This window comes from Trichormus sp. NMC-1 (assembly GCF_001858025.1).
Taxonomy (GTDB): domain Bacteria; phylum Cyanobacteriota; class Cyanobacteriia; order Cyanobacteriales; family Nostocaceae; genus Anabaena.
Map to the genome: position 1 here is coordinate 1 of NZ_LZQD01000014.1, position 12,465 is coordinate 12,465.

The 12,465-nt window shown below is 39.2% G+C and carries 9 protein-coding genes, 1 pseudogene and 1 CRISPR repeat array; of the genes and pseudogenes, 1 reads left to right on the forward strand and 9 read right to left on the reverse strand.

Going from position 1 to position 12,465, the window contains the following annotated elements; genetic code table 11:
- Nucleotides 1-64: 64 nt before the first annotated feature.
- From A9Y75_RS24910 to A9Y75_RS24950, 9 genes and pseudogenes are all read right to left on the reverse strand, one after another.
- A pseudogene (locus A9Y75_RS24910) lies at nucleotides 65-355 on the reverse strand (transposase); the annotation flags it as partial.
- The gene (locus tag A9Y75_RS28885; RefSeq protein WP_071192444.1) at nucleotides 331-519 is read right to left on the reverse strand and encodes a hypothetical protein; all 189 of its coding nucleotides are present in this window, start codon (nucleotides 517-519) and stop codon (nucleotides 331-333) included. The pseudogene A9Y75_RS24910 and the gene A9Y75_RS28885, both read right to left, overlap by 25 nt.
- A 425-nt stretch (nucleotides 520-944) precedes the next feature.
- Nucleotides 945-4,580: direct repeats of the CRISPR family, unit length 37 nt; unit sequence GTTTCAGTCCCCTTGCGGGGATTAGTTATGTGGAAAC.
- 208 nt (nucleotides 4,581-4,788) lie between these two features.
- Entirely contained in the window at nucleotides 4,789-5,082 is a 294-nt protein-coding gene (cas2, locus tag A9Y75_RS24920; protein WP_071192446.1) for a CRISPR-associated endonuclease Cas2, read from the reverse strand.
- Nucleotides 5,079-6,056: a type I-D CRISPR-associated endonuclease Cas1d gene (cas1d, locus tag A9Y75_RS24925; protein ID WP_071192447.1), complete on the reverse strand. Its 978-nt coding sequence runs from the start codon at nucleotides 6,054-6,056 to the stop codon at nucleotides 5,079-5,081. Before cas1d ends, cas2 begins: the two co-directional genes overlap by 4 nt.
- 3 nt (nucleotides 6,057-6,059) lie before the next feature.
- Complete coding sequence (gene cas4 / locus A9Y75_RS24930) at nucleotides 6,060-6,644, reverse strand: CRISPR-associated protein Cas4 (RefSeq protein ID WP_071192491.1); 585 nt, start codon at nucleotides 6,642-6,644, stop codon at nucleotides 6,060-6,062.
- Nucleotides 6,645-6,735: 91 nt separating this feature from the next.
- Nucleotides 6,736-7,764 (reverse strand): CRISPR system precrRNA processing endoribonuclease RAMP protein Cas6, encoded by a 1,029-nt coding sequence (cas6, locus tag A9Y75_RS24935; RefSeq protein ID WP_083389751.1) that lies wholly within the window; start codon nucleotides 7,762-7,764, stop codon nucleotides 6,736-6,738.
- Complete coding sequence (locus A9Y75_RS24940; protein WP_071192449.1) at nucleotides 7,742-8,494, reverse strand: hypothetical protein; 753 nt, start codon at nucleotides 8,492-8,494, stop codon at nucleotides 7,742-7,744. The genes cas6 and A9Y75_RS24940 overlap by 23 nt, the downstream gene beginning before the upstream one ends.
- Nucleotides 8,475-9,437 carry a DevR family CRISPR-associated autoregulator gene (locus tag A9Y75_RS24945; RefSeq protein WP_071192451.1) on the reverse strand — a complete coding sequence of 321 codons (963 nt, stop codon included), beginning with the start codon at nucleotides 9,435-9,437 and terminating at the stop codon, nucleotides 8,475-8,477. The genes A9Y75_RS24940 and A9Y75_RS24945 overlap by 20 nt, the downstream gene beginning before the upstream one ends.
- 107 nt (nucleotides 9,438-9,544) lie before the next feature.
- Complete coding sequence (locus A9Y75_RS24950) at nucleotides 9,545-11,329, reverse strand: hypothetical protein (RefSeq protein ID WP_071192453.1); 1,785 nt, start codon at nucleotides 11,327-11,329, stop codon at nucleotides 9,545-9,547.
- 129 nt (nucleotides 11,330-11,458) lie between these two features.
- Between A9Y75_RS24950 and A9Y75_RS24955 the strand changes: the two genes are divergently transcribed.
- The gene (locus A9Y75_RS24955) at nucleotides 11,459-12,400 is read left to right on the forward strand and encodes a transposase (protein WP_071192455.1); all 942 of its coding nucleotides are present in this window, start codon (nucleotides 11,459-11,461) and stop codon (nucleotides 12,398-12,400) included.
- Nucleotides 12,401-12,465 lie beyond the last annotated feature (65 nt).

Sequence of the window (12,465 nt, forward strand, 5' to 3'; positions counted from 1 at the left end):
TTCGGGTTGTTCAACTACCAATAATCTTTTAGAGGGTGTTTGAAAAGTTTTTAGTAGTCAAAATTTAGGCGAGTCGCCTAACCATAATACGGATCATAGCAAGATAGATAAAAGTCTCAGAAGTTGCGGGTAATAACTCATAATCTCGGACTAGTCGCCGACACCCCATCAGCCACCCAAAAGTGCGTTCCACGACCCAACGCTTTTTGAGCAAGACAAAGCCTTTGGTTTGTTCTGGTCGTAGAACTACTTGGACAATCCAACGACAAAAATTCATCACCCATTGCATGAAGGGTTGGCCGTCGAAACCACCATCTACCCAAATAGTCATTACTTTTCTCTCAAGAATTTGGTGAGATGGGACGGGGGGTAGGGGCGATCGCATCTTTTAGCTTCCCACTCCTCCACACCCTGACCTTTTACATCAAGGCAGAATGGCACTAGGGATAGTTCCCGAATCAGTCCTCCAACAGCGAGTTGTTTGACTACCAATGGTCTTTCTATTAACATCTGCTTCATTGCCTGATGTAGCAAGCCCTATCTATTTGATAATAATCGCATTTAAGCGTAGTTTTAATCATTTTTACAGTATATTTTCGTTGCTAAATAAATAAACAATGCTATATAAATTAAGCATAAATACGGTGACAATGGCGAGTTAGTCTAATTCTGTCTCTTCGTGTCAAGTAAACACTAAACCCCTAAACCTACCAAATGTAGCGGTTTTGAATTCCTTAATATTCCGACGCAGATAAACTATAGGGGTGCATTATTCAGTGAATATACTGCTTTGCCGCTTCATCAACATTTCATATTGCATCTGGGGTTTCTTAGAGGAAACTCAGTCCTGTATTGAAAAACTCTGCGGCGTTTAGTGTGGCTTTCGTATTTTATCTAAAAATAAGGCGCTGTTTTGACCTAGTGTAGCGATCGCAGGTATTCATGTTTCAGTAGTTTCAGTCCCCTTGCGGGGATTAGTTATGTGGAAACTTATCGTCTGATGAGGCTTCTGATATTAGAAGAAAGAGTTTCAGTCCCCTTGCGGGGATTAGTTATGTGGAAACCGGATTTTCGATAGCAACGTCCACCAATGCCCATCAAGGAGTTTCAGTCCCCTTGCGGGGATTAGTTATGTGGAAACAAAATATAGGCACGGCTTATTGTTCAGCACATCCAGTTTCAGTCCCCTTGCGGGGATTAGTTATGTGGAAACTTGAGTTCGAGTACCAAATCAGGGGGTGGTGCAAGTTTCAGTCCCCTTGCGGGGATTAGTTATGTGGAAACTAGAACAGATCAAAAGAGTAAAAGATTATGTTAAGTATTGGGTTTCAGTCCCCTTGCGGGGATTAGTTATGTGGAAACAGCGACCTTTATTTTGCTCCCACTGATGAGGGGTTAAGTTTCAGTCCCCTTGCGGGGATTAGTTATGTGGAAACTATTGTAAATCGCAATTTGTCCAGATGTTAGCGTTGGTGAGTTTCAGTCCCCTTGCGGGGATTAGTTATGTGGAAACGATTATTTGGTGTCAGGCAGAATAGTCTCTTGTGGATGCGTTTCAGTCCCCTTGCGGGGATTAGTTATGTGGAAACGAGAGACATTTTGTACATCAGCGATAATTCTGGCATATTGTTTCAGTCCCCTTGCGGGGATTAGTTATGTGGAAACATACAACTACAATTTCAGTCCAGAAATCCGACTGGATGTTTCAGTCCCCTTGCGGGGATTAGTTATGTGGAAACTGCCCGGAGCTAGTCGGGTGATGGAAACCTATCGGTGGACTGTTTCAGTCCCCTTGCGGGGATTAGTTATGTGGAAACCATTAATGTTTGACGAAGGCAGCGTGGGAGGATTGGTTTCAGTCCCCTTGCGGGGATTAGTTATGTGGAAACACACTCTATCAGAATCCATATTCTACGACACCAAAAGAGGTTTCAGTCCCCTTGCGGGGATTAGTTATGTGGAAACGACTATCCGACCGTATAAAGCGGTTCGGTTTACCGGTTTCAGTCCCCTTGCGGGGATTAGTTATGTGGAAACCTAACGATAAAAACCAAACCATAGTGACGATTAATGTTTCAGTCCCCTTGCGGGGATTAGTTATGTGGAAACTCTTCACCCAACAAAGATTTAGCCGCTTCGAGTAATTGTTTCAGTCCCCTTGCGGGGATTAGTTATGTGGAAACATTATTTGGTATCAGGCAGAATAGTCTCTTGTGGATGCGTTTCAGTCCCCTTGCGGGGATTAGTTATGTGGAAACTATTGTGAACAATGCCAAACGCAAGGCTCTGTCGAGAAGGGTTTCAGTCCCCTTGCGGGGATTAGTTATGTGGAAACTCCTGGAGTCCTTTCATTAGATAGCGAGAGTGAATCTTGTTTCAGTCCCCTTGCGGGGATTAGTTATGTGGAAACTCAGGATTAACTTTCGCTGTTGACAGTCTTGAATCCCCTTTACCGTTTCAGTCCCCTTGCGGGGATTAGTTATGTGGAAACCTAGATAGCCCAACTTCACATTCAAAATACTCAAAGTTTCAGTCCCCTTGCGGGGATTAGTTATGTGGAAACTTGTAGTTTCTCAAAAAATCTACTGTGCAAGGAAGTTTCAGTCCCCTTGCGGGGATTAGTTATGTGGAAACGGGAGCAATATGATCACAAGACGGGTTGACGGAACAACTACAGTTTCAGTCCCCTTGCGGGGATTAGTTATGTGGAAACAAACCATAGTGACGATTAATAACCTTGGGATTTATGTTTCAGTCCCCTTGCGGGGATTAGTTATGTGGAAACGTTGGTGTCCGTGCCAAATATCGGTTGTTAGAAGATGAGTTTCAGTCCCCTTGCGGGGATTAGTTATGTGGAAACCATCCTGGAGAAAACGTTCAATTGTCTGATGGCTATGTTTCAGTCCCCTTGCGGGGATTAGTTATGTGGAAACAAGTTATCCATCCCCATCCCATCTATAAACTTAAGTTTCAGTCCCCTTGCGGGGATTAGTTATGTGGAAACGCGGTTGCCTTGAATTCTCCGTCATTTACCTTTTCCGTTTCAGTCCCCTTGCGGGGATTAGTTATGTGGAAACCCACACAGGACTTTGCTTTACTTCCTAAATGGAAGAATGCGTTTCAGTCCCCTTGCGGGGATTAGTTATGTGGAAACCTGATTTTAGTAAGTGGCTGAAACACACCACTGCATTAACGTTTCAGTCCCCTTGCGGGGATTAGTTATGTGGAAACACAGAACCGTCAAGAAAACGCTTTGTTCAGCGTTGATGATCGGTTTCAGTCCCCTTGCGGGGATTAGTTATGTGGAAACTTTCCTTTTTACGATGCAAATTACCGCGAGGATATTGTTTCAGTCCCCTTGCGGGGATTAGTTATGTGGAAACACAAGCAATTGCATTTACCGCAGGTACGTATAATTCGACGTTTCAGTCCCCTTGCGGGGATTAGTTATGTGGAAACAAATCCTGGTATTAATGTAGAAGTAATTAATGATATTAATGTTTCAGTCCCCTTGCGGGGATTAGTTATGTGGAAACAGTCCTCGTACATTTATGTGGACTAAGAAGTTATGTTTCAGTCCCCTTGCGGGGATTAGTTATGTGGAAACACAACTCAAACATTTAATTGCTGGGATAAAGATCAATGTTTCAGTCCCCTTGCGGGGATTAGTTATGTGGAAACAACTAACCACAATGTGAACCAAATAGTTAAGTTAGTTGTTTCAGTCCCCTTGCGGGGATTAGTTATGTGGAAACCATTTGATAGATGTTGTTAGTTAATTAATACCAAGGAATGTTTCAGTCCCCTTGCGGGGATTAGTTATGTGGAAACAGATATCTAGCAACAAAGTCAACTAAAGTCTCGTGTTTCAGTCCCCTTGCGGGGATTAGTTATGTGGAAACCATCTAGGGTATTAAATGCTGATATACCAGACATTTACAAGTTTCAGTCCCCTTGCGGGGATTAGTTATGTGGAAACTTTGATAGGTTTTGGAATTGTCGGTAATGAGTTGCTTGATGTTTCAGTCCCCTTGCGGGGATTAGTTATGTGGAAACATTAATTACACCAGCATCCGACAAGCTGACGACTATAGTTTCAGTCCCCTTGCGGGGATTAGTTATGTGGAAACCATAAAAAAGTGTAGTTTGTCCAGTTGGTTCAGTTTGGGGTTTCAGTCCCCTTGCGGGGATTAGTTATGTGGAAACGTCTAATCGATAATTCTGCAACTGATTTTCAGATATGTTTCAGTCCCCTTGCGGGGATTAGTTATGTGGAAACATTACATATTAGTAATTGCGCCATATAGTTATAGGAGTTTCAGTCCCCTTGCGGGGATTAGTTATGTGGAAACCGGCGGCTATTTTCTTGGGACTTTCCCGACTGCTTGTTTCAGTCCCCTTGCGGGGATTAGTTATGTGGAAACTTTTAATTTAAAGGTTAGCTTCCCCAAGATGCTGGTTTGGTTTCAGTCCCCTTGCGGGGATTAGTTATGTGGAAACCTCAGGGGGTGTGTCAGGGGTGTAGCAGCTAGAATCCAGTGATGTTTCAGTCCCCTTGCGGGGATTAGTTATGTGGAAACCCCGCCATCTGAAACATAGTCTGGGGGCGGAATCTAGAGACGATTTTGGCGGACCTCTTAAAAAACCTCATTTCAGGCTTCGGGTTAACTGCCAACTGAAACTAATGAAACGCTGAAAGTATTTAGTTGTCAAGGTTCTGGCGATTTGGCGAATCTCCAGGGTTTTTGACCCCGCTCTAGGTCTGCCAAAATTAAGCTGATGTATTCATCATATAATTATTGCTTGTTCTTGTCTAGGGATTTCCGAACCATAGGTGATAGTTCTTTTCACACTACCAGCATCTAGTACATACATCCTAATAGAATCCTCATCAGGCTTAATCAGCTTTTCTATCTTTGTTTGTAGTGTAGCAAACTGTACCGCACTCAAGAAACATTCAAACACACTATATTGAGTCCACTTACCATAACCACTAAGCATTTTATGTAAGCGAGTACGCCGCTTATTTGCAGCTTTATTATCAGGTAAGTCGTAAATAATCAGATAAAAAAGTGTAGTCATCTTAGTGATAAAGGTTTGTAGGGAATACCTTCTTGTAAATGACGACTCAGCAACCGTGCTTGTAATTCTATCGCTCGTCGGTAGGTGCAACGATAATCAAACACAGGATGTTTAAACTCATCATTCATTTTTTTGTCAAAAGCTTGCAAAAATGTTTTTCTCGCATTGTCCTTCAACCGATAAGCACCCAAACTTTCGTGAAAATCTTCGGGTTTAATTTCGTGTTTATGCAATAACGACAGCACCAAATTATCAGCAATTAAAGCCCGAAACTCTTCCATTAAATCCAAGACCATTGCCGGTTGACCATGATGAACTTCATGCAAATAACCGATATAGGGATCTAAACCAGCAATATGTACACCAGCCATGACTTGACCTTGCAATAAAGCATAAGCAAAACTGAGTAAAGAATTTACAGGATCAGTTGGTGGACGACGATTTCTGCCATTAAAAGTCCATTGTTTACCTACCATACGCTGCCAACAAGCAAAATATTCCCTAGCAGCTAAACCCTCAACACCCCGCACTTGGTCTAGAGTTTGTTGAGTTTTTACTAAGTTTTTACGTTCTTTGAGAGGATTATCTTTTTCATTATGTCGGTACAAAACATTATACTGATTATGAATTTTGGCGCTAACAATTGCCTTCACTAATTCCAAACGACGCACAGAATCGTGATAAACTTCATACTGTGCTAATCTCAGTTGACCATTACGAGAAGACTTAGGTAAAGCCGAACCTAAATACTTACCAAAACTAGAAAGATAATGCACTGGCATTCCTAATTCTAAAGCATAAACAAAAGCATCGCCGGTGACTTGGGGATTACCCATTAAAATAACTTCGTTTACAGTTTGAGCAGCAACTTTTTGTTTTTTCCAAGAACCATCTTCCTGTCTCAAAGCAACTTGAAAAGCTTCATAATCTTTGCTTAAAACAGCATCAGGTTGAATAACATAAAGAGTAGTCATAGTTTAATAATCCTGACTTCGTAATTGTTTGACTTCAAAGGGTAGACAAATTCCTTGCAAACTACATGATTGACATTTTTTAGGATGATCAATAGGTGCTGGCATTTTATTTTGACTTGCAACATGAGCGAGTGCTATAGCTTGTTCTGTCATTTGCCTTAATTGCGGTGTAAATGCCACAGTTTGTCTTCTACGATTGGCATGATAAAATATTTCACCATAGGTAATCGTGCGACCTGTGCGTTCTTCTAAACATAAAGCCGCTGCACAAACTTGAAAATGGTCATTTAGGTGTTGTGCCATCTTGCCTTTCTTGTATTCCACAGGCACAAGTTGACCATCGTATTCTTCTACAGCATCAATGATACCGGAAACTTTGAGACGTTCTGACCATACCCATTGTTGTTGATGAATCAGCGTTTCACCTTCCTGAAAAGTGCCTTCTTCATTGATATTGCGGTGGACATGACGACCTAAAATAATATGTTCATTGTCTTCCATTTCACCTAACACATATTCGAGGTAAAATCGACGTGGACAATATTCCCAAGCATTCAAATAAGCTAGAGGTAAATAATCTTCATTCATTGGTAATTGGTAATTGGTAGATGCGTCAGATTTTAGGGTTAAGTATTCAAGCAACAATTTTTGATTTTGACACGCTTCACAATCTTCATTTTTAATTTTTAATTCTTAATTTTGAATTGACTTGACCCATACCCATAGCTGTTTTACGTCCGACACCAGAAAAGACAGCAAAGTTAGCTAAAATAGTGGCAATTCTGGCTTGTTCGGGGTCTAAAAACCGATATTTAACCCAGCCAACAGTACCAATTTCTGCACCAGCTTCCATCTTTAAAGCATGGGTTTTTAGTTCAAAAGCAGAAACTACACCTTGCCATTCAACTTGAGGAAATTGCAGTTCTACTGGTGCAAATTTGTTCCAACGACGTAATAAACTATTGAAAACTAACTCTGGCAGTGGAAAAGGTTGAATATTTTGATTCTGTTTGAAACTGGTGGGGGAGAGAAACTGTAATTCAATTGTGTTTTGTGATGGTATCTCTGCCAATTTTTCAAAACTGCTACATTGAGAAATGTTTATCCACTTATCTAATCGACAAGAAACTCCAGCTAAAGTAATTTCACCACCCAAATTACTACTTAATCCCCAAAGCAGCGGTGCTAAAAGTTCTGGTTTTAACAGTGTAATTCTCAACTGCATTTTTTGCCGTGAACTGTATTGCATTGAAACAGTCATTGGCAAGCTATTCTGTTGATGCAAATTCTCTGCTAGAATAGGATTAGTATTAGCAAACCATTTAAAACATTGAGCATGAATAGCCCTTCCTAATGTTGCTGGTAATGGTGCGGTAGTAGAAATTGAAATTAGAATTACATGAAGGGCGTTTGAATCGACTTCAACACCTGTTAATTGATATGGCTTGCTTTGCCACTCTAGGATATTTTTTTGTCCAATAATGCGCTGACAAATGGATTCCATTAGTTGTGGATATAATCCAGACTCTGGCAGTACAGGCATGATTTTGGTAATACCATCAGCAATGTGTAAAGGAATCAAAACAGGTATAGGTTGAGTGTCTGATAACCAAGATTCTAAAGTAACAGAATTGATTAATTTTACATCTTGTTTCAAGATTAAACTCATGCCAGCAAAGGTAGTTTCAATATCTTTGATAAATGTCATAACGGGCGCTGGTAGCAATGAGTTTTAATGGTAAAAGACCTGATTTAATCACTCGGTCTTTATCGAGTTGAGCTTTATCAGTGGAAAAAGGATTGATGCGATTAAAGGTAGTCTTTTCACCTAAATCATCCATTGGTTGGATTGTAAAACCAGTAGCAGGATTTGGTTGAAATAATGGTTCTGAAGTTTCTTGCTTGAAATCAGGTAAATATTGAAAAAAACAACTGCGTTTACCAAAATAATTAATTTGAGCAAATAACTGTTCTAGTTCTGATAAATGCTTTCCCGCACTACAACAAATTTGCAGATGTCCTTGTAAATATACCCATTCTCGAAATACAAAACCATCTTGCATAGGGATAGTTGGACGAGTTTTATCTGCTTTATCGGCAGTTTGGTCGTAATAACGCAGTTTATAACCATTGCGATTGACAACCAATTTTTCTGGAGGCCAGATATAAATTGTTAAATCTCGAATCCAGGTAAATTCGGTTTTAATCCATTGGTCAAAGTCACTTTGATGGTGTCTTCCCTGACTTTCTAACAACACTTTCAACAATGCCATTTTGATAGCATAAGGAGTAGGTACTAAATTAGACCTTGCTGCCATGCTAGTAGCATCAGAACGTTTGAGAGAAAATAGGCTAACAGGTTGATATGTGACAGTTAGCCATTGATTGATAATTTCTGATTGTTGAGGAGTTTTAGATTTAGGCAATTGCTTCGGCATTTTCACTATCCCAAGGTAAACTTTGAGCAATCAAAATTTCAATTTGATCAGCAAATTCAGCCATATTTTCAAACTTAAAACAACGGATGGTATCAGCACCATTGATGTTATTTAACGTAGCTGCTAAACTGTCAATTTGGGTTTTATAACTTCCTTCTAGAGAACTAATCATTGGTGCGGGACAACGCCGACTACTAACAGTAATTACACCTTCAAAGTTATCAGGATGGGGTAAATGTGTATTGCGTTTTGCACCATTAGGTTGTAAATAAGTATAAAGCACACTTTTGAGTAAAGCATGAAGGCGTTTTTTACGTTCAGAAACATCAATGCTGTAATTAAAAGTATGGGGATTATAACCAATCCGAAAAGCCTCAATATTTAAGACGGTGGCATATAAACCGGAACTGACCTGTACATTATAAGGAGTAGGATTATCTACACCATATTTAGCATGAAAATAACTCTGTGTTTTCACTAAATTCGGTAAACCAACAACTGCCCCAAATTCAATTACAGAATCGCGTTTTAGGGTTTGTCCACCTTTAACAGTCACCATGAAACCTTCTAAATCGCTGATGGTGCAGAGTTGAAGAACCTTACCTGTTTTGGCAGCTAAATCAGTATCTTTGTCTGTAAAAACCGAGAGATTTTTTTCCAAGTCATAACCAATTCTATCAGGATTAAATTGTTTACCACCCTCAGATAAACTTAGTCCAGATTCTAAAGCAACACGGTGTAGATGTTCAGATTGAATATGTTTAAACATATCCCCAGAAATACCATTTACATACTCAGGTTCATCCATGCCATCCTGAATAATATAATAACGCCGAGTTAGGGATTGATTACCCTCGTTACCTTCGTTATTTAAAGCATGAAGCTGTAAGGATAGTAAACCACTAATCGAAATTGAGTAAACGGGAAATTTTGCCTTAGTCATTTTCGGTTTCTCCTAGTTCAAAATTATCTACTTCTAGCACTCAAATCCCCGACTTCTGTCCAAAAATCATAATTTATTGACATAATTGAATAAAGAAGTCGGGGATCTTACTCATTATCTACTTCTGTTTCTGATTCAATAGTTAAATCTGTCTTATTTGCTTCTTTGGATTTACCCCAACCTTTAGCATAACCATAAGCAATTAATAGGTTAGCTACTAAACTAGAACCATGATTTTCAATGAGATTAATTACCCTATCTAAATCATCTTTCGTCGTCCAAATTCTCCGGGGTTTACCTTTCTTTTTGAGTTCTTCATCAATTCGCAAATTTTCATTTTCATAACTAGCAATAAAAGCTGATAATTCAATGATAAAATCCTTTTTAGAACCTGCTTGACTGCTCAAACGTTGTGCTAAACCATAGATTCTATCCCAACCATGTTCATCTTTTCCTGCATACACAGTGGCACTATTAATAGCCTTAGCAATGCGTAAGAAACCAGGATTTTCAGTAATGTCCGTTAAATTCAATTCTTGGTCATTTTGACGATGCTTAAAATTTTTCACCATGAGATTTAATCCATTGAGAGAAAATAAACGCGGTGGTCTAGCTTTAGGATCTGCTAAACGTTTAACAACATAATCGGCATAAATAACTTGAAAGCGAAAGAAATTTATGAGATTTGTCCCAGTGATAAAATCCCGATAAGCTGCTAATAATTCACTGTGTCCTTCTTCCGCAGATAAAGTAGTGATAACTGATAAATGTTCATTTAAAACATTATGATAATCTGTGAGTTCTTGATGATTTTTAGGACTAATCCACCCTGGTAAACCTAAACTAAAAACCTCCTTGACACCATAAACCTGACCTTTAGAACCAAAGTGAGTACCAATAAAGTTGCTAACAAAATGATTAACTGGTTGCAAAAGTTCAAATTCATCTACTTCTGTATCTGCTTGAGTTTGATGATAATTCAATAATTCTTGACAGAAACGCAATATTAATTCCGAATCAAAACGGGCTATACCATGACCCCCAGAAGGTGGGTTGAATTGACGAAGTTGATTCAAAACTTCCCGATATTTAGTAAGTTGAATATCTTGAGGTTCTAAAACTACAACCCGCCAATCAAATACTCGTTCAGCTATTTTGATACGTTCTGATATTCCAAATTGAAATAAACCCCCAGCAATCAACCATAAACTTAACCAATCTGTTTTCTGAGAATCTACTTTATTGCTGTCTGCTTTAACTCGATTCACCCCTTGTACAGATGTAGGTAAATAAATTTTGACGGCACTGGCTGTTTCTGGTAATTTCTGTCCAGTAGCCTCAGCAAATAACTCATTTACTAAGTTGTTAACATCCTCTGTTTCTTGGCTAAATGCTGTAAATAAAGCAACCAATAAAGCCCCATAATGGTCTTTAATTTGCCATCCCAAATACCACAATTCGTTATGATTGCGGTCATGACGCATGGAAGTAAGAATTACGCCATTTTGGGTACTAGGATGAGGTGGTTTTGGTGCATCTTCATTAAATTCAACTTTACCTCGTTGTTCAAATACATAGTTGCGGTAAAGTTTTCGTCTTTCGCTTTCCTCCACTGTGTTAAAAGTATCTGTTTCCTGCGGTATTTTGCTAATATCGGTTTTTTGACCTTTGACTGGTGGAAAAGAATTGGTATAATTGAGTTTAGCTACCAGTTCTAAATTTATTGGTTGTTTTAACTGAAGGCAGTAGCGTGTTCCTTGATCTAAAAGTTGAATTGCACTTTTTTGGTGAGTGGCTTTCAGTACATACTCCGCAAGCTGTACCAGACCTAGCATCAGGAAAGTGTCAGCATAAGTGCCGAATTTTTTGGTAACAAATAGCTGCTTTATCATCTGGTCTTCAACCCATAGGAGTTGTCTACTTCCAAACAGTATATACCTACCTGGAAGAGGGGTTTTCCAATTAACGGAATTGTAGAAAAAAGACGCTAAGATATCTTTGACATCTGCCTAAAAACAACTGTGAGTGAAGTAAAAGCCGATTATGATGGTGCTTGGAAGGAAGGAGTAGAAAAATACTTTGAGGCATTTTTAACATTCTTCTTTCCCCAGATTTACAGTGAAATTGACTGGACACGAGGTTATGAGTTTCTTGACCAAGAACTCCAGCAATTGATGAGAGAATCAGAAGTTGGTAAGCAATTTGTTGATAAGCTGATTAAAGTTTGGCTGAATGATGGTAAAGAAACCTGGTTACTAATCCATTTAGAAATCCAAAGTCAAGTAGATACTGGTTTTCCTAAACGGATGTTTTCCTATCATTACAGAATTTTTGACCGTTATGGTCAAGAAGTTGTTAGCTTGGCTATTTTGGGAGATAATCAAGCAAGTTGGCGACCTCAAGAATACAGTTATGAACGTTGGGGATGTCGGTTAAGTCTTCAGTTTCCTACTGTAAAATTACTGGATTATCAACCTCGTTGGTCAGAATTAGAACAAAGTGATAATCCTTTTGCTGTATTGGTAATGGCGCACCTACGTACACAAGCAACGACTCAAGATTTAACAGGTCGGTTAAGGTGGAAATTGAGCCTGATTAAACGTATGTATGAGTTAGGCTATAGTAGAGATAAAATTCTTCAGCTATTCGATTTGATTGATAGACTGATGGCTTTACCACCGAATCTGGATTTGAGTTTCAAAACTGAATTGAAGCAGTTTGAGGATGAACAAAAAATGGCATACATAACAAGTATAGAGCGTATAGAAAGATCACAAACTCTCCAGGAGTCTATTGTTGATATTTTAGAAGCTCGATTTAATTATGTTCCTCCTGAATTGGTTGAACAAATTAATCAAATTTACGATCATGCTAGGCTGAAGCAGTTATTGAAAAAGGCTGGTATTACAGCTTCAGTTTCTGATTTTCAGCAACAATTAAGCCAGGAAAATACAGATACTTAATAATGGTTAATGTAGAGACGTTGCCTGTAACGTCTTTACATTATGGGTGTACCGAACTCATGTAA